Origin of the sequence: Mesorhizobium sp. WSM4884 (genome assembly GCF_029625675.1) — a bacterium.
Lineage (GTDB): Bacteria > Pseudomonadota > Alphaproteobacteria > Rhizobiales > Rhizobiaceae > Mesorhizobium.
In genome coordinates, this window is sequence record NZ_JARTVO010000009.1 from 34,167 (window position 1) to 54,452 (window position 20,286).

At 67.1% G+C, this 20,286-nt stretch carries 18 protein-coding genes; 6 read left to right on the forward strand and 12 right to left on the reverse strand.

Features of this window, described 5'->3' with window-relative positions:
* Nucleotides 1-297: 297 nt before the first annotated feature.
* From P9236_RS16150 to P9236_RS16160, 3 genes are all read right to left on the reverse strand, one after another.
* A complete protein-coding gene (locus tag P9236_RS16150) occupies nt 298-519 on the reverse strand; it encodes an alkylphosphonate utilization protein (protein ID WP_278075636.1) in 222 nt (73 codons plus the stop codon).
* A gap of 59 nt (nt 520-578) precedes the next feature.
* A complete protein-coding gene (locus P9236_RS16155) occupies nt 579-1,067 on the reverse strand; it encodes a RidA family protein (RefSeq protein WP_278075637.1) in 489 nt (162 codons plus the stop codon).
* Between the two features lie 353 nt (nt 1,068-1,420).
* Complete coding sequence (locus P9236_RS16160) at nt 1,421-1,633, reverse strand: hypothetical protein (RefSeq protein ID WP_278075638.1); 213 nt, start codon at nt 1,631-1,633, stop codon at nt 1,421-1,423.
* Nucleotides 1,634-1,938: 305 nt separating this feature from the next.
* Between P9236_RS16160 and P9236_RS16165 the strand changes: the two genes are divergently transcribed.
* Together P9236_RS16165 and P9236_RS16170 are read left to right on the forward strand one after the other, a co-directional pair.
* On the forward strand, nt 1,939-2,871 hold the full coding sequence (locus P9236_RS16165) for a hypothetical protein (RefSeq protein WP_278075639.1): 933 nt from the start codon (nt 1,939-1,941) through the stop codon (nt 2,869-2,871).
* A 976-nt stretch (nt 2,872-3,847) separates the two neighbouring features.
* The gene (locus tag P9236_RS16170) at nt 3,848-6,208 is read left to right on the forward strand and encodes an endonuclease/exonuclease/phosphatase family protein (RefSeq protein WP_278075640.1); all 2,361 of its coding nucleotides are present in this window, start codon (nt 3,848-3,850) and stop codon (nt 6,206-6,208) included.
* A gap of 52 nt (nt 6,209-6,260) precedes the next feature.
* On the opposite strand, the gene P9236_RS16175 is transcribed toward P9236_RS16170, so the two are convergent.
* Nucleotides 6,261-7,232, reverse strand: coding sequence for a LysR family transcriptional regulator (locus tag P9236_RS16175; protein ID WP_278075641.1), 972 nt, complete (start codon nt 7,230-7,232; stop codon nt 6,261-6,263).
* A 134-nt stretch (nt 7,233-7,366) separates the two neighbouring features.
* Here P9236_RS16175 and P9236_RS16180 point away from each other — a divergent pair, with 134 nt between their 5' ends.
* The gene (locus P9236_RS16180; protein ID WP_278075642.1) at nt 7,367-8,794 is read left to right on the forward strand and encodes an MFS transporter; all 1,428 of its coding nucleotides are present in this window, start codon (nt 7,367-7,369) and stop codon (nt 8,792-8,794) included.
* Between the two features lie 337 nt (nt 8,795-9,131).
* Nucleotides 9,132-10,703 carry an alpha/beta fold hydrolase gene (locus P9236_RS16185; RefSeq protein WP_278075643.1) on the forward strand — a complete coding sequence of 524 codons (1,572 nt, stop codon included), beginning with the start codon at nt 9,132-9,134 and terminating at the stop codon, nt 10,701-10,703.
* Nucleotides 10,704-10,969: 266 nt separating this feature from the next.
* Here P9236_RS16185 and P9236_RS16190 read toward each other — a convergent pair whose 3' ends face one another.
* The 6 genes from P9236_RS16190 to P9236_RS16215 form a co-directional block, all read right to left on the reverse strand.
* Nucleotides 10,970-12,229: an MFS transporter gene (locus tag P9236_RS16190; protein WP_278075644.1), complete on the reverse strand. Its 1,260-nt coding sequence runs from the start codon at nt 12,227-12,229 to the stop codon at nt 10,970-10,972.
* 9 nt (nt 12,230-12,238) lie between these two features.
* A complete protein-coding gene (locus P9236_RS16195) occupies nt 12,239-12,694 on the reverse strand; it encodes a MaoC family dehydratase (protein ID WP_278075645.1) in 456 nt (151 codons plus the stop codon).
* Nucleotides 12,691-13,989: an FAD-dependent monooxygenase gene (locus P9236_RS16200; RefSeq protein WP_278075646.1), complete on the reverse strand. Its 1,299-nt coding sequence runs from the start codon at nt 13,987-13,989 to the stop codon at nt 12,691-12,693. The genes P9236_RS16195 and P9236_RS16200 overlap by 4 nt, the downstream gene beginning before the upstream one ends.
* Nucleotides 13,990-14,000: 11 nt before the next feature.
* Complete coding sequence (locus P9236_RS16205; protein ID WP_278075647.1) at nt 14,001-15,227, reverse strand: NAD(P)/FAD-dependent oxidoreductase; 1,227 nt, start codon at nt 15,225-15,227, stop codon at nt 14,001-14,003.
* Between the two features lie 75 nt (nt 15,228-15,302).
* Nucleotides 15,303-15,881: an OsmC family protein gene (locus P9236_RS16210; protein WP_278075648.1), complete on the reverse strand. Its 579-nt coding sequence runs from the start codon at nt 15,879-15,881 to the stop codon at nt 15,303-15,305.
* A gap of 272 nt (nt 15,882-16,153) precedes the next feature.
* Entirely contained in the window at nt 16,154-16,390 is a 237-nt protein-coding gene (locus tag P9236_RS16215) for a DUF1127 domain-containing protein (protein ID WP_278075649.1), read from the reverse strand.
* Nucleotides 16,391-16,612: 222 nt separating this feature from the next.
* Here P9236_RS16215 and P9236_RS16220 point away from each other — a divergent pair, with 222 nt between their 5' ends.
* Both P9236_RS16220 and P9236_RS16225 read left to right on the forward strand, forming a co-directional pair.
* Complete coding sequence (locus P9236_RS16220) at nt 16,613-17,995, forward strand: nodulation protein NfeD (RefSeq protein ID WP_278075650.1); 1,383 nt, start codon at nt 16,613-16,615, stop codon at nt 17,993-17,995.
* A complete protein-coding gene (locus P9236_RS16225; RefSeq protein WP_278075651.1) occupies nt 17,992-18,756 on the forward strand; it encodes a slipin family protein in 765 nt (254 codons plus the stop codon). Before P9236_RS16220 ends, P9236_RS16225 begins: the two co-directional genes overlap by 4 nt.
* A gap of 21 nt (nt 18,757-18,777) precedes the next feature.
* On the opposite strand, the gene P9236_RS16230 is transcribed toward P9236_RS16225, so the two are convergent.
* Complete coding sequence (locus tag P9236_RS16230; RefSeq protein WP_278075652.1) at nt 18,778-19,263, reverse strand: hypothetical protein; 486 nt, start codon at nt 19,261-19,263, stop codon at nt 18,778-18,780.
* A 65-nt stretch (nt 19,264-19,328) separates the two neighbouring features.
* Complete coding sequence (locus P9236_RS16235) at nt 19,329-20,282, reverse strand: LysR family transcriptional regulator (protein WP_278075871.1); 954 nt, start codon at nt 20,280-20,282, stop codon at nt 19,329-19,331.
* Nucleotides 20,283-20,286 lie beyond the last annotated feature (4 nt).

Below are 20,286 nucleotides of genomic sequence, written 5' to 3' on the forward strand. Positions count from 1 at the left end.
CGAAAACGAGGGGCAGCGCGGTGCCAAGCTGCCGATCTCCTCCTTGCGGCGGAGATGTTCGGTCCACACGCCGCAGCTGCTGCGGAGGACGGGCAGGACAGAGGGCGGCGCCGCCCATCGTCTTCGTCATCCTAGGGTCTGCGCGCGTCGCTTCGCTCCTTGCTTCGCCCTAGGATGACGAAGGAAGGGTTGGCGCGCCCCTTGTCTTGCCCGTCCTCCGCAGCAGCTGCGGAGGGTGGACCGGACGTCCTTCCTATAAGGCCTTGAGGGGAGATCGAGCGCGGCGCCCGCCCGCACTCACGCCTTCTTCAAAAACTCCGTCTTCAGCACCAGGCCCTTCACCTGCTTGGTGTTGCATTCGATCTCGCCGGGATTGCCGTTGAGGCGGATGTTCTTCACCAGCGTGCCGCGCTTGATCGTCTCGGACGTGCCCTTGACCTTGAGGTCCTTGATCAGGGTGACGGAGTCGCCATCCTTCAGCGGCGTGCCGTTGCTGTCCTTTATGATGGCGTCTGTCATGGCGGTCTTTCATCGGTTGGGTGGCGGTGCGTCCGCCTATCGCGCCGACGACAATCTGGTCAAGCCATTCGCTCCTTGATCATCACCTCCGCCTCGACCGGGAGATCGAACGGCAAGGCGACGACGCCGACGGCGGTGCGGGCGTGGCGGCCGATCTCCGGCCCGAAGACCTCGAGGACGAGATCGGAAAAGCCGTTCATCACAGCCGGCGTCCGGGTAAAGCCCGGCGCCGAATTGACCATGCCGTGCACGCGGCACCAGCCGGTGATCCGGTCGAGGCTGCCGAGCTCGCGCTTCAGGCTGGCGAGCATCGACAGCCCGACCTTGCGAGCGGAGGCCCGCGCTTCTTCCGGCGACACGCTCTCGCCGACGATGCCGAACGGGCCGGCGAGCGAGCCGTCCGGCTCCTGCGGTCCGTGGCCGGAGATAGAGGCGCGGTCGCCGCGCATATTCACCCAGGGAAAGGGCAGCACCATGCCCGGCGGCAGTTTCAGCGGCGGCGGCAGCACGATGCCGAGCGCGGCAAGCCTTTCCTCAGCACCCGGCATGGCATGGCCTCCCTCGGAGCCCTCGTGGCACAGCGCCGTTGCAGCGCCCCTTCCGCGACCATGCCGAGCTTTCCGGTTCGCCGTCCTTTCGTCAAGACCGGAGGAATTGGCCGAGTTGGCATGGCCCGCGACCGCAGCTTTGCGATCCGCGCGGGCGGGCGCCTGCCCCCGCGGCGGCGCCAAGCCCCCCAACGCTCAGGCTGGCCGGGTGGCTGTTCGGTTCGGCCTTTTGCCCGGCCGCTCGTTTTTCCTCGCCGGTCGACCGGCGACCGCCACGCGGTCGTCCGGCAACGGCTCCCTTTTGTTTTGCGCAATTCCGGACGAAAAACCGCTGAGCACTTTCCGGTTCGCTTCTAGAAATGCAGGTCCAGCGGTGGCGGATAGGCCCGGCCCGGTTCCTTCGTCATCGCACCGGCCAAAGGCACGATGCCGCCGGTGGCCGTCCCATCGAGCGGCCGGGCTTTCTCGGTGCTGGTCTTTGTTTCGGTCGCCAGGATTTTCGTTTTGGCTTCAGCGGTTTGCGATAGCGCGAGCGCCACAACGAGCGCCGATAGAACGATCTTCATGACAGCTTCCCCTGCACCCACCCCGAGGGAACCTAGCGTTGGCCGCCAGGCCGCAAAGGTGGCGTGCGCGGAACGCTGTGGAATTCTCTGGATTTCCTGGAATATTAGGCGATGGAAAATCGGCGTGGCCGGGAATGGAGACTGTCTGCCGGCGTGCTAAACCACATCGTTAGGGCAGCTCGGCGATTCCCGCCAAACGTCGAAATGCTCAGATGCATGTCGCCCAAAAGTGCGCAGCGGTTTTGGGAGAACGACATGCATCGAAACAGGGACCTGAAGCGGCGAAGCATCGAGGGGCTGGTGGCATGGCGCAGCATATCGCGCAAAAACTGAGGCTGACTTCGGCCTTGCTGGGAACGGTGACCCGCAAGGACCTGGCGGCGGCATTCCGGGCCGTCAACCCGAAGACGGCGTTCGATCTCGGTCGCGCCGACAAATGGCTGCAGGGCCGCGCGCGGCCGCGCCAGATGAGCGTCTATGACGACTGGGCGAAGCTGCTCGGACTGGAACAGCCCGGCGCCTGGATTGCCGAGAGCGAGCTGCCGGCCTTCACCGCCGCGATCGCGGCCCGCCACGGCATCGACGGCGCCGAGCTGGAGCGTCGGGCCGGCATGCAGTTCGAGGCCTCGATGCATGACGAGCGCGGCCTCGGCTCCGGGCTTGCCGGAACCTATGCCTGTTATTCGCGCGCCTGGTCGCCCTATTATCGCGGCCAGCTCATCAAGGGCCGCCTGTCGATCGAGCCGGGGCCGGGAGCGCATGGGCTGACGGCCACCTATCGCGAGATATTGCCGACCGGCCAGTTGCAGCTCGGCGGCCCGGTCAACCCGGCAAAGCGCGGCCTCTACCTGCATCTGAAGGAAGTCGGCGGCGATACCCAGTTCTTCCTCTGCCTGTTCCCGCACACGCAGCCTGTCAGCGTGCTCGGCGGCTATATGTGCGGCGCCGCCATCATCGGGCCCGAGGCGCAGCCGTCGATCACGAGGATCATCCTGGTGCGTCTGCGCGATACCGCGCCCGGAGCCGAAACATGGGGCGGATATCTGCCGGCCGGCGGCTCGATCGCCGGCGACCTGGCGGGCATCGGCATCGCCGTGGAGCATCCGGAAACGGTCGACCGGCAACTCGAGCAGTTCCTCGGCGCCGACGCGGGCGGGGGCGCCAACCAGATCCCGCCTGCCGATTTCCGGGCCATCGTCGACGTGTTCGACCGCCACTGGCTGCAGCACGCGGGCTAACGCATGTCTCCCGAAAGTGGAAACCGGTTTCGGGACAAAGACATGCGTAAGATCAAAGCCAAAGCATGTCTCCCGAAAGTGGGAACCGGTTTCGGGGCAAAGACATGCGCAAAATCAACACCTGCGCCCTGGCTTGGCGCCGGAACATGACGGCGAAGAGCAGGACGGCGACGATATAGGCGGCGAGGCGAACTTGACAGGCCGGCCGCATCGCGCTCACCTGCGCCGGTCGTTGACCCGCGCAGGAATGGACGATGAAGAAGACCTACGAGAAGCCCAGGCTGCAAAAGCGCGACAGGCTCTCAGCCGCGACAGCCGCCGCGCCGTCATCCGGCTTCTCGTTCTGAGGCCGCTGGGCGAAGCGGCGCTGATCGTCGTCAGGGTGGCGCCTCGCCCTACGTCGGCGAAGGCAAGGATGGGCTCTTTATCGATAGGCCCTTAATTTCATTGATGTGCCTGGGCTGGTCCATCTGGCCAGGAGCGGGCGGTACACTGCGCAGGTGTCCGCCCGTCCGGCGCCGCCGCCAAGCTGCTGAAACCCCGTCCGTCCCCAACAGCAACGGTCATGGCGTGTGACCAGTGCTTGCGGAGTGCCATTGGCGGGCCTTGCTGTCAACGCCGGCCGGGGCGCCCTCGCAAGGGCGCTTTTCCCGTTGTGCAGAGCCGAAACCGCACTGCCGCGATCGCGCCATTGCGGTTGCCGCAAGTCCGGAAATGGCGGATTTCCGGGCTTTTCGGCCGTTGCGGAAGGCGACGCTGGCGTTTGCCCCTATGCAGTTGAATAGGCTTGTCTTTCACTGGTCGAGGCGGTTCGGGGTTCCCCTTTTACCCCTGACTTTTTTTGGGGGCATTTCTGCAACGCAACATCGGCGCCGAATCTCCCCTTCGAGGAGGGAGACGCCATCCTGTGTGAACCGCTTCATGATCCCCTCATGCAGGCATGCTAGAAATGCGTCATCGAGTGGGGGAGGGTGAGATGGGCGATCGGCTGCTCGAAATGCTTGCCAACCGCAAGTCCTGGCTGGACAGGCTGGGGCTGGGGCTGCTCGTTTTTCTCGCGACGCTGATTGCCGGTCTCATGGGCGGCGCCAGCGCGCAGGAGGTCGAGACGGTCAGGGTGGCGACCTTCAACGCCTATCTGCTGTCGCCGATCTTCAAATGCGCCAATCCGCAATTCGCCGATTGCCTGCTGCAGATCCCCGGCGAGACCGAGAAGCAGGCCGAGCACCTCGCCGACACCATCCTGGCGGACACCTCCCGCTTCGACATCATCGCCATCAACGAGGCCTGGGACGAGGACGCCAAGCAGATCCTCATCGGCAAGCTCTCGCATGACTATCCGAACTATGTCGGCAAGATCGACGCGCCTCTGGTCAAGCTGCGGCCGCAGGCGATCCGCGACGCCATTACCAGCCTCGACCCCGCCGCGGCAGTCGCCATCTATGGCCAGCCGATCGAGAAGATCGACGGCGAGGACAGCGGACTGATGTTGTTCGCCAAGAAGGATTTCGAGTTCCTGCCGCTGCCGGACGACAGCTTCAAATGGGGCCGCGGCGACGGCGAGACGCTCGATGCGACCGGCGAGGTCGGCTTCACGCTGTACGAACATTGCGGCGGCGTCGACTGCCTGTCGGCCAAGGGCGCGGCGATCGTGCGGTTGCTGCACAAGCCGTCGCAGAGCAAATACACCGTGGTCTTCACCCACATGCAGGCCGACTATTTCGACAAGAACCCGCCCGAGCGCCATGCCGACGCCCGCGAGGCGCAGTTCGCGCAGATCGAGAAGCTGATCGAGACGACGCTGTCGCCGCTGTCGGACGCGCAGCGCAGGCGCGAGCGCGTGCTCGTCATGGGCGACCTCAACATCCCGATCTTCCACGGGACGCCGACCGAATGGACCGGGCGCTTCGCCACGTCGGGCACCTACTGGACCGACGGCTATTACGACTCGTGGGCCGCGACCAATCCGGCCGATCCCGGCATCTCCAACTACATCGACGGCGAGCGCTACGACTATATCCTGGCTTCGCCCCAGCCTTACCGGAGCGGCGGCATCGAGGGGCCGATCTGCGTCCAGCACGTCACCATTCCGGTCGATTTCGTCGACCTCGAAAGCGACCACAACCTGGTCACCGCGGATCTCAACCTCGGCAATTTCTTCTGCCATCCGGGCATCGCCTACAAGGTCAACATGACCGAGGTCGACGTCGGCGGCAAGCCGCGCGAGGAAGAGGTCATCGATTCGCAAGACGGCCAGGACTCGACCCAGATCCGCTATCCGGGCTCGATGCAGTGGTTCCATGTCGTGAGGAGCGACGCCGGCACCTATTCGATCGGTCCCAGCACCGAGGACGTCAAGATCGACATCTTCCTGCCCGAGAACATGACGACCCCGATCGCGAGCTACTATGAGAAGACCGGCAAGATCGTCGATGGCGAGCGCACCATGTACGTCCACACCTATGCGCTGCCCAGGGAGTTCTACATCCGCGCCACCGGCAAGGACCGCGCCTATACCGGCGACTATGCGTTGCTGGTGCGTCGCCACACCTGCGCGACGAAGGAAGAGGCCTGCTTGTTGCAACCGGGCGAGGCGCCGCAAGGCGCGACGCTTTCCAAAGCCGGCGGCCTGTTCGGTACGCAAAACGAGGCCTGGTTCGCCTTCGACGTCGTCGGCCAGGCCGACAGCGGCGCCGACCAGACGGTCAAGCTGTTCGCCGAGGGCCTGCCCGATGCCGGCAACTACAAGGCCGAACTGGAAGACTTCACCAACACCAACGGCAGCGCTGCTCCCGCATTCGAGGAAAAAGGCACCGAGCGCAAGCTGAGCGACGCCATGGGCGACGGCTCGACCGGCTACATCGTCATCCGTCAGGGCACGCCGGGCGGAGCCGACGTGCCGGTCTGGGCCTTCATGGAAACCAGCGTGCGCAACCTCGAGCTCAAGGCGCTGATCTGCGAGGACGAGACCAACCCGGAGCTCGGCTCGGACGACATCTACACCGAGCTTTCGATCGACAGCCGGTCCCTGCGCTTCCCTCCCTCCGGCGAGCGCGAATTCGACTGCGACGACTCCGCCGACCACAAGGACTGGAAAGCGTATTTCGGTCCGCGAAACCTCACCTTCGTCAGCCATGCGGGGATGAAGGTCATCGAAGAGGACGATTCCAGCCCCGACGACCCCAGCCGCCGCCGCGACTTCCCCGATCTCCCCATGGGCGTGACTTCGATCGACGGCGTCAGGACCCCGCTGATCTGGAATTTCGAGGGCGGCCGCTACCGGCTGAACTACGAGCTTCGGATGCGCCGGAACGAGTCGGTGAAGCCGGTGCCGTAGGGAAGGGCTCCGGCGTTTCGAGTTATTACCGCTTTCGCGAAAGCGGCAATAACTACGTTTCGCGCCGGTCACGCTCGGAATTGGCGAAGGCCGGCGTGACGTCCGATCTCCCCTTGGGGGAGATAGGCAGCTTCTGCCCGCCACACACCTCGCGCACCAATCCCCGCAGCCAGCGATGCGCGGGGTCGGCGTCGAGGCGCGGGTGCCACAGGAGCGAGATGGTGAGTTCGGCAAGCTTCACCGGCAGCGCGAAGCTGAACAGGCCTTCGCGCAACTTGCCGGTATAGCGCTCGGGCACGGTGGCGATGAGGTCGGAGCCGCGCGCCAGCGCCAGCGCTTCCGCAAAGCCGCCGATCACGGTCGCGATCGTGCGCGTCAGCCCGGCAAGCTCGAGCGCGTCGTCCACCGGCCCGCGGTCGAGACCGCGGCGTGAGATCAATATGTGGCGGCCAGCGGCGAAGCGGGCGGCGGTGATCTTGCCCTGGCTCAAAGGATGGCCAGGCCGCACCACGCCGACGAAACGGTCGCGGAACAGCGCCTGCGCCCGCACCTCCGGACCGGTCGAGCCGCCGACCACGCCGGTCTCCAGATCGACGCCGCCCTCGCGCATCGGCGCGCTGTCCTTGTCCGGCTTCGGCACGAAGCGCAGCTGCACGCCCGGCGCTTCTTCCGCCACCCGGGCAATCAGCGCCGGGCCGAAATTCTCCACGAAACCGTCGCTGTTGCGCAGCGTGAAGCTGCGCGCAAGCCGCTTGAGGTCGAGCCGCTCTGCCGGTCGCAGCACCGCTTCCGCTTCCTTCACCAGCCGGCCGACATCCGCGCCGAGCTCGATGGCGCGCGGTGTCGGCACCAGGCCGCGCCCGGCGCGCACCAGAAGCGGGTCGCCGGTCGCCTCGCGCAGTCTGGCGAGCGCCCGGCTCATCGCCGAGGGGCTGAGCCTCAGCCGGCGCGCGGCTTTCGCGACGCTGCCTTCGGCAAGCAGCACGTCCAGCGTGACGAGCAGGTTGAGATCGGGTCGTGACATGACGCGACCATAGCACGGTTGTGGTGCGGTTACATGGCGTTTCATGCACTGTTCGAATGCAAATGATGCGTGTTCCGCCATGTCAGCCGCGCGCCTATCTTCCCGGCAAGTTTCACCCGAGCCGGAGAAGAACCATGACCGACATCGCCGATCCGCGCACCGTACCTAGAAGCCGCTCGGCGACCGGCGCGCTGGCAAGCCTGTCGCTGGCCATGCTCTTGTCCTCGCTCAGCACCTCGATCGCCAATGTCGCGCTGCCGACGCTGAGCCTGGCCTTCGCCGCGTCCTTCACCGCGGTGCAATGGGTGGTGCTCGCCTATCTGCTTGCCGTCACCGCGCTCATCGTCAGCGTCGGGCGGCTGGGCGATCTTGTCGGCCGCCGGTTGCTGCTCATCGCCGGCCTCGGCCTGTTCAGCGCCGCCTCGCTTGCCGCGGCGCTCGCGCCGACCCTGCCGCTGCTGATCGCCGCCCGCGCCGCGCAAGGCCTGGGTGCAGCAGTGATGATGGCGCTGACCATTGCCTTTGTCGGCGAGACGGTGCCGAAGGAGCGCACCGGCAGCGCCATGGGCCTGCTCGGCACCATGTCGGCGATCGGCACGGCGCTCGGGCCGTCGTTCGGCGGCGTGCTGATTGCCTCGCTGGGCTGGCGTTCGATCTTCCTCGTCAACGCGGCGCTTGGCGTCGCGGCCATGCTTGCCGCCCAACGCTTCCTGCCCATGGGCGGGGTGAAGGAAGATCGAGGCGCGAGGAGGGAAGGCGCACGCTTCGATACGGTCGGCACGATCCTGCTTGCGCTGACGCTTGCTGCCTACGCTTTGGCGATGACCACTGGAGGCGGCCATTTCGGCGGCCTGAACGTCGCGCTGCTTGCCGCTGCCGTTCTCGGCGCAGGCCTGTTCCTCTATGCCGAGGGCAAGGTGGCTTCGCCTCTGGTGAAGCTCGCGCTGTTCCGCGACCCGGTGCTGGCGCCGAGCCTTGCCATGAACGTGCTGGTCTCGACGGTGATGATGGCTACGCTTGTCGTCGGGCCCTTCTTCCTGTCGCGCGCGCTCGGCTTGAGCGAGGCGCTGGTCGGTATCGTTCTCTCCATAGGCCCGGTCGTTTCGGCGCTGTGCGGCGTGGTCGCCGGCCGCGTCGTCGATCGCCTCGGCGCATCCGCCATGGTCGTCGCCGGGCTGGCGCTGATGGCCGTCGGCTGCGTCGCGCTCACTTTGCTGCCGGGATTGTTCGGCGTCGCCGGCTACGCGACGGCGATCGTACTGCTGACGCCCGGCTACCAGCTCTTCCAGGCGGCGAACAATACCGCCGTCATGGCCGATGTCGACGGCAACGAGCGCGGCGTGGCGTCGGGCATGCTCAGCCTCTCGCGCAATCTCGGCCTGGTCACCGGCACGGCGGTGATGGGCTGGCTGTTCGCCTTCGCGGTCGGGACGAGGGATATGGCCGGAGCGGCGCCAGAAGCGGTCGCCGGCGGGATGAGGGTTACGTTCGCCGTCGCGGCGGGGCTGGTTGTGGTGGCGGTGGTGATTGCGGTGGGTAGAAGTTGGCGAAGAGCGAAGTGAGAGCCAATCTCCCCACTTGGGGGGAAATGCCTAGCAAGGCAGAGGGGGGCGCTGTTCCGCCAGCCTCTCTTGCTTGTCACACGTAGGGTCCCGGAAGGTCGAGTTCCTTCGCGCCCCCCTCTGTCCTGCCGGACATCTCCCCCACAAGGGGGGAGATTGGCAGCTTCAGCGATGGCGCCTTCTCCTCCGGCCCCCCGCCAATGTAACGCACCCCACATTCCCCGCGCCCGTCTTGCCGTAGTGGCTTCCGTAAATTAGCCGATTTTGATATTGCGTGCGGTCTTCTCCAGCCGCCGGAAGCCAGGGGGTAAATGGCAGTGGAAAGGTGCCTGGCCGCATGACTGTCGGTCCGTATAGCGGGCCGCTGGATCTTTGCGTGCTCGGCGATTTCCAGGTGGCCCGTCACGGCGCGCTGCTCGACCTGCCGCCGTCGCGCAAGACGAGGGCCTTGCTCGCCTATCTCGCCGTCACCGGCAGGACGCACCAGCGCGAGCGGCTTTGCGAAATCTTCTGGGACATTCCCGACGATCCGCGCGGCGCCTTGCGCTGGAGCCTGTCCAAGATCCGCCAGGTGCTGGGCGAGGACGAATGCGCTTTGGTCGCCGACCGCAACAGCGTCGCGCTGAAGGTCGCGACGGATTATGCCCGGCTGCTGCCGCTGGTGAAGGGCGATATTTCGCTGGCATCGACAGAGGAGCTCGAGGCTGTCGCCGGCTCGATCCGTGGCGATTTCCTCGCCGATCTCTCGCTCGATCGCTGCTTCGAATACGAGGCCTGGCGCGCCGGCGTCGCCAGCGAGGTCGAGATCGCCGAGCTCGGTATTTTGCGCGAACTGGTCGGGCGTCTGGCCGGCGAGCCGAGGCGGGCGCTCCCGCTCGCCCGGCGCTTGGCGCGCCTGCTGCCGGACGATATCGGCCTGGCCGAAGAGATCGAGGCGCTGGAGGAGAAGGTGAGGGCGGCGGCCGCTCAGCCGACGGCACGCCCTGCCGAACCCAGCGCGAATGCCGCCGCACCGCCGCAATCGGCTTCGCCCGGAAAAAGCGTGGCAGCCGCGCAGGATCCCGGCCGCGCCGTCCATTTCTGCCGGGCTGCCGACGGCACGAGGCTTGCTTTCGCCAAGACCGGCAGCGGCCCGCCCATCCTTCGCGCCGCGCATTGGATGTCGCATCTCACCTTCGACTGGGACAGCCCGATCTGGCGGCACTGGATGAAGGAACTGTCGCGCGAGAACCAGCTGGTGCGCTACGACGAGCGCTGCAACGGCCTGTCGCAGCGCCACGTGGTCGACGTCTCGTTCGACACCATGGTGTCGGATCTCGAATGCGTGGTCGAGGCGGCGGGGCTGGGTCGCTTCACGCTTCTTGGCCTCTCGCAGAGCTGCGCGGTTTCGATCGCCTATGCCATACGCCATCCCGAGAAGGTCTCGGGCATGATCCTCTACGGCGGCTATGTCAAAGGCTGGCGGGCGCGCGGCGACGCCGGCGAGATCGCCACGCGCGAGGCCGTGGCGACGCTGATGCGCGAGAGCTGGGGCAAGTCGAATCCGATGTTCCGCCAGGCCTTCTGCTCGATGTTCATCCCCGGCGCCACGCACGAGCATTTCGCCTGGATGGACGATCTGATGCTGCGCACCGTGTCGCCGGACGACGCCTGGCGCCTGCAGAGCGCCTTCTCCGTGATCGATGTCAGCGACCTCCTGGAGAAAGTGCGGGTGCCGACGCTGGTGCTGCACGCGCGGGAAGACAATGTTGCCCCGGTCGAGTCCGGGCGCACCATGGCGGCGGGCATTCCCGGCGCGCGCTTCTTCGAGCTGGAGAGCCAGAACCACATCCTGCTCGAGGGCGAGCCGGCCTTCGACGAGTTCATCGCCCATGTCCGGGCCTTCATCGCCGAGACCGCGGGATCGTAAACAGCGTTGTTTTCCGCGATACCGGAAGGCCCGACGGCTCTTCCGCGATCGCGGAATTTTCCCCGCGACGCTCGAAGCCTATCCTTGCCTATGGCGGTGCCCATTCCGCCTTCGGCCGGTGCCTCAGCTACCCCAACGCCCCCCACCCACTGCGGCGCCGGCCTCATTCTCGGCAAAGCTGCCGAAAGCGACGCCTGCCATGCACGGTCTCCAGCCCGGCTCCCGCAATGAGCGGTGAGCCGGACTGAGGCTCGATACCTCTCAGTTCACCGCTTGCCGCCCGCCATCTTCGCCGCATCGGCCAGGCGCCGAAGCGAAAGCATCGAGATCGTGCCGATCAGTGGGCCAGGCGCCAGCATCACGAAAGCCCAGCGCCAGCCGAGCAAGTCCGCCGCATGCGGCAGCAGCCAGATCGCCAATACCGTCAGTCCGAAACCCAGCCCAAGTTGCACCGATAGCGCCGTGCCGACGAAACGGCGATCGGCAAGCTCGGTGACCGCGGCCGAGAATTGCGCGGAATCGCCGATCACCGAAATACCCCAGACGACGATCACCAGCCCCAACAGCCAGAGCGGTCCGTCGAAGACGAAGCCGATCGTCAGCGCACAGAGGCCGGACACCATCATCATGCCGGCGGTGGTGAGGCTGCGCCCGATGCGATCGGAAAGGGCGCCGCCAACCAGGCAGCCGCCGGCACCGGCGGCTATGGCGAGGAATGTCAGCAGCGAGGCGAGCGCCGGGGAGGGGCGCTGCTGCGCCTCGAGCGCGCCGCGCACATAGGCGATCAGCCAGGCCCACATGGCGTAGAGCTCCCACATGTGGCCGAGATAGCCGATATTGGCCAGCATCAGCGCCCGGTCGCGGAAGATCGCGCCGATCCGGCGCGGCTCGAAGACGGCCTTGCCGAAAGGATACGGCCCTTCACCGGCGAACGAGAACAGCACCGAACCGATCAGGGCGGCCACGGTCGCGCCCAGCACCACGAGCTGCCAGTCGAGCGAGCCGGCGAGCGCCCGGAACAGATGCGGCAGCGAGGAGCCGAGCGTCAGCGCGCCGATCAGCGCGCCGAGCGCCAGCCCTCGGCCGCGCAAGAACCATGTGGATACGAGCTTCAAGGCCGGCGGATAGACGCCGGCCAGCGCGATGCCGGTCACGATGCGCGCGGCAACGACGCCGCCCGGCGCCGTCTGTAGGAGGAGCGCGGCATTGGCCATCGCCGCCACGAGCGCCGAGATCGCCATCAGCCGGTTGAGCCTGACGACGTCGGGCAGGTTGACCATGCTGGCGGCCAGCGCGCCGGCGACGAAGCCGATCTGCACGCCGTTGGTCAGCCAGATGTCGATCGGTCCGGACAGGCGCCATGCCGCCTTCAGCTCGGCCGTGATCGCCGTTGCCGAGAACCAGGTTGTCAGCGACAGCACGACGGCCAGGCAAAGCAGTCCGAGCACCCTCCAGCGGCGCATATCCTCGGGAATGTCGGCCGATGCGAGCTCGGTGCGCCGGAGCGTCGTTGCCCAGAGTGTCATCGCAAAGGCTCAGCCCTTGGCGAGCGGCACGGTGAACACCGTCGCGGTGCCGGTGAGGCAGACGTCGCCGGCCTCGTTGCGCACCGATGTCTCCAGCTTCGTGATCGGCTTGTCGGCGCGCACGTCCTTGACCTCGACGCGGCCGGTGATCAATTCGCCGACGCCGACCGCCTTGACGAATTTCCACGAGACCTCGAGGAACACCGAACCCGGGCCGGGAAGGTCCTCCGCCACCACCGCGTTGAGGATGCCCGAGGTGACGCCGCCCTGCACGATGAGCTTGCCGAACACCGAAGCCTCGGCGAGCCGCTTGTCGTAGTGCAGCGGGTTGCGGTCGCCGGTCATGTCCGCGAACGCGTCGATATCCTCGGGCCGCGTGCGCCGCGAACGTTCGGCGACGGCACCCAGGTGCGGCCGCCCGTTGATGACGCCGATCCACCCGTCCTTCATCAGATGCACAGTCATGATCTTGCTCCCGTTCGGTTGCGATGGAGGATCGAGCCCGCCATTGCCGGCGGTTCGTCCTGGTTTGCCGGCGCTCGACAAGTCGCCGGGCCGCTCATGGCGGACAAGGCGCGGTGGACCGGCATTGACTGTCCGGCCAGCGCCTGGACCTCGGCCTTGAGCACGGCACTGAAGCGGCGATGCCGCTCGCCGAGATCGGCCAGCGACCAGTCGAAGCCGGCAATGGCGTCCGTGGTGTCGAGGATCTGGTGAGCGAAGCGGTCGCGCTCCTGCTGCCAGGCCGCGAAGGCTGCTTCCGATCCGTCGAGGATCGCCCGCGCCAGGGCCTCGGCATCGCGCAGCGCATCGGCAATGCCGTGCGAGGTGATCGGGTCGCGGAAGAAGCCGGCATCGCCGACCAGCGCCCAGCCCGGGCCGTGGGCCTGGCGGATGTAGCCCGGCACGCCGCGGAAGGCCTGTAGACGGATGTCCTTCGGCGCTCGGCTCGCCCGCTCGGCCAGCGCCGGTGAAAGCGCCTCCAGCACCTCCATGCGGGCGCGGCCATGGCCGACGCGGAAGCGCTGGTCGAAGATACGTGTCGGCACCGAGGCGACGATGCAGGCAAGCCCGTCATTGGTGGGAATCAGGGATCCGGCGATGCCGTCGCGAAAATACCAATGGTAGCCGGCGCCTGGCTCGACGGGCGCGTAGCCATAGACATGGGCGGCCGAAACCGTGCCGCTTCTGAGCATCTGCGCGCCGCAGCATTTGGCCACCAGCGAGCCGATGCCGTCGGCGCCGATGACGATGTCGGCGCTCACCCGCAGGGCGGCGCGGCCGGCGCCGCGGATCTCGACGCCGCGCACGCGCCCGCGCGTGTCGGCGAAAAGGTCGCCGACCGCCATGTCGTGCAGGAACTCGGCGCCGGCCTTGCGCGCGGCGTCGACGAGGGTGCGGTCGAGCACGGTGCGCCGCGGCGCGATCAGTCCGGGAAGGTCGGGCCCGGCATTGAGCGGGATGGTGATCTCGTCGTCGCCATAGTGGAACGTCGTCGCCTCGATCAGCGGCGTGCCGGCCTTGCGCAGCGGCTGGAGCAGGCCCCAGCGCGACAGCTGCAGCACGGCGGGCCGCATCAGCGCATGCGTCGACAGCGTGTCGGAGCCGTACGACCTGCGCTCGATCGCCAGCACTTTCAGGCCGGCGCGGGCAAGCAGCAGGGCCGTCGAGGCGCCGGCGCAGCGCGCGCCGACGATGATGGCGTCGTAATGGCCGCGCCTGGGCACGGGCGGAAGGGAACGGATCGGGGTTATCGGCATCGACATTGTCCTCAGGCGGCTTGGCGGCCGTTGCGGCCGAGATAGAGGGAGATCTCGGCGGCGATCGCCCGCGCGTCCGCGCCGACGCCGCCGATGAAGTTGGAATCGCGCTTGCGCAGGAAGCGGAAGCCGAGCGCGTAGAGTCCGGGAACGCTTGTGACGCCGCCCTGATGCGCAATCTCGCCATCGGCGCCGAGGGCGAGCGGCTCCAGCCAGCCGAAGGAGCGGGAATAGCCGGTCGCCCAAATGATCGTCCGGATCGATCCGTCCGTCAGCGAAAGCCGCTCAGGGCTGGTCGAAGGCACCGCCACCGGTTCGCGCCGGCTTGGTCGCGGATCGCCGGCGAAACAGTCGATCTCGGCCAGCAAACGGGCCTGCTTCGCCTCCGCCGCCGCGATCTGCGCGGCGAGATCGTCGGCGAAGACGATCTCGCGATCGCCAAGGCCGCGCACCCGCCCGGTCAGCTCGACGCCCAACGCCTGCAGCGCGGCGAGATCGACATCGGCCTTGTCCGGCCGCCCGGCGAGTTGCAGCGACGGTTGGCGCCTGGCGCTTTCGGGGTTGGCGAGTGCGCCGAGCGGTTGCGCCATGAAACCCATCCGGCAGAGCCAGAAGAAGATGTCCTTGCCGCGCCAGCGTCTCGGCAGGCGCGTGTGCTTGCCGACGGACAGCGTCACGCGCCGGCCGGCGCGGGCAAGCTCGTCGGCGATCTGGACGCCGGAGGATGACGCGCCGACGATCAGCACCCCGCCAAGGGGCAACTCGCCGGCAGAGCGATACTGCGAAGCGTGGATGGTCAGCGGTCCGCCGCTGGTCTGGGGCATAAAGGGGATCGCTGGTCGGTCGCAATGGCCGGTGGCCACCACGACGGCCTTGGCCGACCAGGCGCCGGTGCCGGTGTCGAGCACGAAGCCGTCGCCGATCCGCCTTGACGAAAGAACCTCGACGCAGCATTCGACCGGCGCCTGCCAGCGTCCTGCATAGGCCTCCAGGCTAGCCACGAAGGCGCTTTTGTCCATGAAGCCGTCGGGATCGCCGCCTTCATAGGGCGAGCCGGGCAGCGCGTTCAGCCAGTTGGGTGTCAAGAGCCTGAGCGTGCGCCAGCTCTGCGAGCGCCAGCGTTCGCCGATGCGGCCGCGCTCCAGCACGGCATGCTCGATGCCGATCCGGCCGAGGCAATGGCTGAGCGCAAGGCCGGCCTGGCCCGCGCCGACGATGACGACGTCAGCCCGTTTCATGGTTCCTGTCCGATGGCATTGAGGGAGACGGCCGTGTGCAAACCGTCTCCCCGGCGGGTCATTGGATTGTCGGGATCACTGGATGGTCTTGATCCCGACCGTGACCGGCACGCCCTTGGTCAGCACGTCGTAGACCGCCGAGCGGGCGCGGGCCTGTTCGACGAGCTGGGTGAGCTTCTCGGCCGGCGCGTTGCCTTCGACCTCGAACGATACCTGGATGTTCTGGAAGCCGTTGCGCACTTCGTCGGAGATGCCGAGGATGCCGCGCAGGTCGATGTCGCCGTCGACCGAGCACTTGACCCGGGTGAGCTTGATGCCGCGCGCTGCCGCGATGTTGGCGACGCCCGACATCAGGCAGCTCGCCAGCGCATGCAGCAGCCATTCGACCGGGGTCGGCGCATTGTCGGCGCCGCACAGGATCGCCGGATGGTCGCTGTCGGCATAATAGGGCTTCTCGTGCTTCTGCTCCTGGCCGGCGCCGAAGAAGCCGTGCATGACGCTCTTGCTGTGCGTGCCCTCGATCCATTCGTTGTGGGCGCGGAACTGGAACTTCGCCAGCTCCGGCTGGCCCGCCACGAAATTGATCGTCGCGATCAGGTTGGGCGTGTCGACGCCGTTGAGCGGAAGTCGTGCAGGCTTGGTGTTGGGTTGCATCTTTTCTACTCCGAAGGTTGTTTGCGGCTTGGTTGCCGTGACGGCATTCCTTTGGCGGTCGAGCGTTTGAGCGAGAGTGGGTGCGAGCGTGGAATTTTTGATACGCCCACCGTGGAAATTGCATTGGGCGTTTCATTTGGGACGCGCGCCCGCCGCACGATCCCAACGCCGGAGACGCCGGTCGCCAGGGGCATGGCCAAACGCGAAAACCCCGGCGACGCCGGGGTTTTTGAAGGGCCTTCAAGCATTCCGGCCGCCGAAGCGGCGATGCTTCAGCGGTCCATCCCACCCGTATCGGAGGGCGCAAGGCGCACGCGGGTATAATACTCGATCTGCGAGCGGCTGATGCCGATGTCCTTCAGCAGGAAGTCCGGCATGGCCTGCAGCGCGGCACGTTCATTGCGCATCTTGATGGCGCGATAGGCCAGGCTGAATGTGCGCCGGGCAAAGCCGGACAGGCTGAAGCCCGCCCGGCCGGTTTCGATGGTGGCTCGATCCAAAGCCGTCATTGTCGTCTCCATTGGTTGCGGGCGCGTTCGTTCGCGCGGTCGACGGGGAGAATGCAGGATGGGCGAGGGAGCCAGCGTTGGAGCCTGCGTCGAAATTGCCGTGGAATCGGGGGATGCGCCTCTCCTTCTTCCACAAGGGCGAGAGGGAAGGGCGCAGCGCTCCGCCACCCTCATTGGACTTGGCCCGCTACAACCCCATATTGAATCCAAGGAGCTTTGAGCGTGAGACTCGCGCGGGTGGCCCTTTTGGCAGCGGCCTTCGTGGCTGCCGCGGTTCTTTTTCCCTTCTCCTCGGCCGGAATGGCGGCGGAGAGGGTTGCTCTCAGCATCGCGATCGACGGCGCCATCGGTCCGGCGAGCGCCCGCCAGTTGAAGGAGGCGCTCAAGGCCGTGGCCGAGCGCAACGCCGCGGTTCTCATCCTTCAGCTCGACACGCCGGGCGGCCTGGTCACCTCTATGCGCGAGATGATCGCCGATATCCTGGCCTCTCCCGTTCCCGTCATCGGTTACGTCGCGCCGGCCGGCGGCCACGCGGCGAGCGCCGGAACCTACATCCTCTACGCCACCCATGTCGCCGCGATGGCGCCCGGCACCAATCTGGGCGCGGCGACGCCGGTCGAGATCGGCGGGCTGCCTTCGCTTCCGGGCGGCGAGAAGGACGACAAGAGCACCGGGCAGCCATCCGGCGATCCGATGATGGCCAAGGTGACCAATGACGCGGTGGCGCTGATCCGCTCGCTCGCCGAGCTGCGCAACCGCAACGGCGACTGGGGCGAGAAGGCCGTGCGCCAGGCGGCGAGCCTTTCGGCGAGCGCCGCGCTGCAGGAACATGTCATCGACTTCGTCGCCCGCGACACGACCGAGCTCTTGCAGCTCGCCGATGGCCGCACCGTCGAGGTGGCCGGCAAGAAGCAGGTGCTGGCGACGAAGGGGCTGGCCGTCGAGACGCTCGATCCCGGCTGGTTCATCCGGCTTCTCGCCGTCATCACCGATCCGAACGTCGCCGTTATCCTGATGCTGCTCGGCTTCTATGGTCTGGTCTTCGAGGTGACGAGCCCCGGCGCGGTGGCGCCCGGCGTCATCGGCGCCACCTGCCTCGTGCTCGCCCTCTACGCGCTCGATCTCTTGCCGATCAACTATGCCGGGCTCGCCCTGATGCTGCTCGGCGTCGGCTTCCTCATCGTCGAGGCTTTCAATCCGACGGTGGTGCTGGGGGTCGGAGGCGCGGCCGCGTTCCTGCTCGGCGCGGCCATGCTGCTCAAGGTCGAGGGGCCGGGCTTCGCCATATCCTGGGCGATCATCGGTCCGGCCGCCGCGCTGACGCTCGGGCTCGCGCTGCTGGGGGGCAGCTATGTCTGGGCGGCGCGGCGCAATCCGCCGCGCATCGGCGGCGAGGCGATGCGCGGCCTGCCCGTGCAGATTCTCGACTGGGAAGGCGGCGAGGGCCATGTGCTGGCGCTTGGCGAACGCTGGCGGGCGAAAGCCGACGAGCCGATCGCGCCGGGAGATCGCGCGGAGGTGACTGGCGTCAGCGATCTCGTGCTGACGGTGCGGCGGCGTGGAGCGGGAAGCAACGGGCCGGGAAACGACGGAGCAAGACAATGACAGTCGGTTATGTCGCCTATCTGATCCTCGCGCTGCTGGTGATCATGTTCCTGTCGGCGGCCATCCGCATCCTCAGGGAATACGAGCGCGGCGTGGTCTTCACGCTTGGCCGCTTCACCGGCGTCAAGGGACCGGGCCTCATCATCCTCGTTCCCTTCATCCAGCAGATGGTCAGGGTGGACCTGCGCGTAGTCGTGCAGGACGTGCCGCCGCAGGACGTCATCTCGCGCGACAACGTCTCGGTGAAGGTCAACGCGGTGCTCTATTTCCGCATCGTCGACGCCGAGCGGGCGATCATCCAGGTCGAGGATTTCATGACCGCCACCAACCAGCTTGCGCAGACCACGCTGCGCTCGGTGCTGGGCAAGCACGAGCTCGACGAGATGCTGGCCGAGCGCGACAGGCTCAACAGCGACATCCAGGAGATACTCGACCAGCGCACCGACGCCTGGGGCATCAAGGTCTCCAATGTCGAGATCAAGCATGTCGACCTGAACGAGAGCATGATCCGCGCCATCGCCAAGCAGGCCGAGGCCGAGCGGCTGCGGCGCGCCAAGGTGATCAACGCCGACGGCGAGCAGCAGGCCGCGGCAAAGCTGGTCGAGGCCGGCAAGATGCTGGCCGAGGAGCCGCAGGCCATGCAGTTGCGCTACTTCGAGGCCCTGCACGACATCGCCGGCGAACGCTCCTCCACGGTGGTCTTCCCGCTGCCGGTGGATTTGCTGCGGCAGTTCCTGAAGCCGGAGGGAGGAGGCGGGTAATCTCCCCCTCAAGGAGGGAGATTAATCCGCCTCGCCGCCCGAACCTTTCCCGCACTCGGCCAGCGCCTTGCCGATCGCGGCGCCGGAGCCCTTCAGCGGAAAGCTCGCCGCGCCGTATTTGCCGGCGGTAACCGTCACCTCCCCCTTGCCGCGCAGCAGGGCGAGCAGCGGATCGGAAGGACCGGAGAGTTCCGCCGTGAAATAATTGTACATTGCCTCGAGATCGAGCTTCTTGGTCAGGCTCTTGCCGCCAGCCTTGAACGTGAAATCCGCGCTGATGCCAGGCTCGAGCTGCCCGCCGGCGGCGCCGAGATCATAGCTCAGCACCGGCTTGCCGAAGCAGGCCAGCATCAGATGCGCATCGCCCTTCGATCCGCCGCAGACAGAGGCCATCAGCACACTGCCGCCTTCGTCCTCCTCCATCTTGGCGGACCAGCCGCAGGAGGCAGCATGGGCGGGTAGGGTGGTGAGTAGCGCCAGGATGACGGTTGCCAATACGCTTTTCATGATGCTTCCCCCGTGGTGGCCGGATCATATTGGAGTTGGCGAAAGCGGGCGAGTGGCTAATCTCCTCAAGCTGGGAGATCAGCACCTTTGCCCTGCCGCCAGGGCGGTTCTGGCGAAAATCGCTTGCCGATCCAGTCGGCGAAGGCGCGGGTCTTGGCGGCTTGGCCCTTGGCTGAGGGCATGACGACATAGACCGCGCCTTCGTCGGCCAGCGTCCAGTCCTCCAGGATCGGCACCAACCGCCCGTCGGCGAGCTCGCGCCCGACCAGCCAGTCGGTGCTCATCATCAGGCCGACGCCTTGCACGGCGGCCTCGACCAGCACCTCGGCGTCGTCGCTGGTGAGCGGTCCCGAAACCTCGACGCGCACGCGTCGGCCCTCGCGGTCGGTCATCTCCCAAGCCGGAAAGGTCTGGAAGCCGGTGAAGCCGAGGCAGGAATGTTCGAGCAGCGCCTGCGGCGTTTCCGGCCGGCCCCTTCGCGCAAGGTAGGAGGGCGCGGCGCAGAGCAGCCGGCGCCGCGTCGCCACCTTGCGCGCCACCAGGCGCGAATCCTCGAGGCTGCCCAGCCGGACGGCGACGTCGAAATTCTCGGCGACGAGATCGGCGAAACGGTTGGAGAATTCGGCTTCGATCCGCACATCCGGGAACTCGGCGAGAAACTGTGGCAGGAACGGCGCGATCCACATGCGCCCGAAGGTGCCGGGCAGCGCCAGCCGCAGCAACCCGCGCGGCCGGCCGCCGGCATGGGCGGAGGCGGCGGCTTCCGCCTCGTCGACCGAGGCGAGGATGGCGCGCACGCGCACCAGGAATTCCGCGCCCGCCTCGGTCAGCGAGACGCTGCGCGTCGTGCGGTGGAGCAGCCGGACCCCAAGCCGCTCCTCCAGCGACTGCAGGCGGCGCGACAGGATGGTGGCGTCGCGTCCGACCCGCGCCGCTGCCCTGGTGAAGGAGCGCGCCTCGGCGACGGCGACGAAAGCCACCATTTCGGCAAGAGCGGAGGGCTCATGGGATTGCTGCATCATT

Bases quoted from the DNA above. Each gene is read 5' to 3' on its own strand.
- P9236_RS16195 (WP_278075645.1), bottom strand. From the start codon at position 12,694: ATGACTGTGCATCTGATGAAGGACGGGTGGATCGGCGTCATCAACGGG.
- P9236_RS16165 (WP_278075639.1), top strand. From the start codon at position 1,939: ATGGCGCAGCATATCGCGCAAAAACTGAGGCTGACTTCGGCCTTGCTG.
- P9236_RS16215 (WP_278075649.1), bottom strand. From the start codon at position 16,390: ATGACGGCTTTGGATCGAGCCACCATCGAAACCGGCCGGGCGGGCTTC.
- P9236_RS16175 (WP_278075641.1), bottom strand. From the start codon at position 7,232: ATGTCACGACCCGATCTCAACCTGCTCGTCACGCTGGACGTGCTGCTT.
- P9236_RS16160 (WP_278075638.1), bottom strand. From the start codon at position 1,633: ATGAAGATCGTTCTATCGGCGCTCGTTGTGGCGCTCGCGCTATCGCAA.
- P9236_RS16210 (WP_278075648.1), bottom strand. From the start codon at position 15,881: ATGCAACCCAACACCAAGCCTGCACGACTTCCGCTCAACGGCGTCGAC.
- P9236_RS16155 (WP_278075637.1), bottom strand. From the start codon at position 1,067: ATGCCGGGTGCTGAGGAAAGGCTTGCCGCGCTCGGCATCGTGCTGCCG.
- P9236_RS16180 (WP_278075642.1), top strand. From the start codon at position 7,367: ATGACCGACATCGCCGATCCGCGCACCGTACCTAGAAGCCGCTCGGCG.
- P9236_RS16190 (WP_278075644.1), bottom strand. From the start codon at position 12,229: ATGACACTCTGGGCAACGACGCTCCGGCGCACCGAGCTCGCATCGGCC.
- P9236_RS16235 (WP_278075871.1), bottom strand. From the start codon at position 20,282: ATGCAGCAATCCCATGAGCCCTCCGCTCTTGCCGAAATGGTGGCTTTC.
- P9236_RS16225 (WP_278075651.1), top strand. From the start codon at position 17,992: ATGACAGTCGGTTATGTCGCCTATCTGATCCTCGCGCTGCTGGTGATC.
- P9236_RS16200 (WP_278075646.1), bottom strand. From the start codon at position 13,989: ATGCCGATAACCCCGATCCGTTCCCTTCCGCCCGTGCCCAGGCGCGGC.
- P9236_RS16170 (WP_278075640.1), top strand. From the start codon at position 3,848: ATGGGCGATCGGCTGCTCGAAATGCTTGCCAACCGCAAGTCCTGGCTG.
- P9236_RS16185 (WP_278075643.1), top strand. From the start codon at position 9,132: ATGACTGTCGGTCCGTATAGCGGGCCGCTGGATCTTTGCGTGCTCGGC.
- P9236_RS16230 (WP_278075652.1), bottom strand. From the start codon at position 19,263: ATGAAAAGCGTATTGGCAACCGTCATCCTGGCGCTACTCACCACCCTA.
- P9236_RS16150 (WP_278075636.1), bottom strand. From the start codon at position 519: ATGACAGACGCCATCATAAAGGACAGCAACGGCACGCCGCTGAAGGAT.
- P9236_RS16205 (WP_278075647.1), bottom strand. From the start codon at position 15,227: ATGAAACGGGCTGACGTCGTCATCGTCGGCGCGGGCCAGGCCGGCCTT.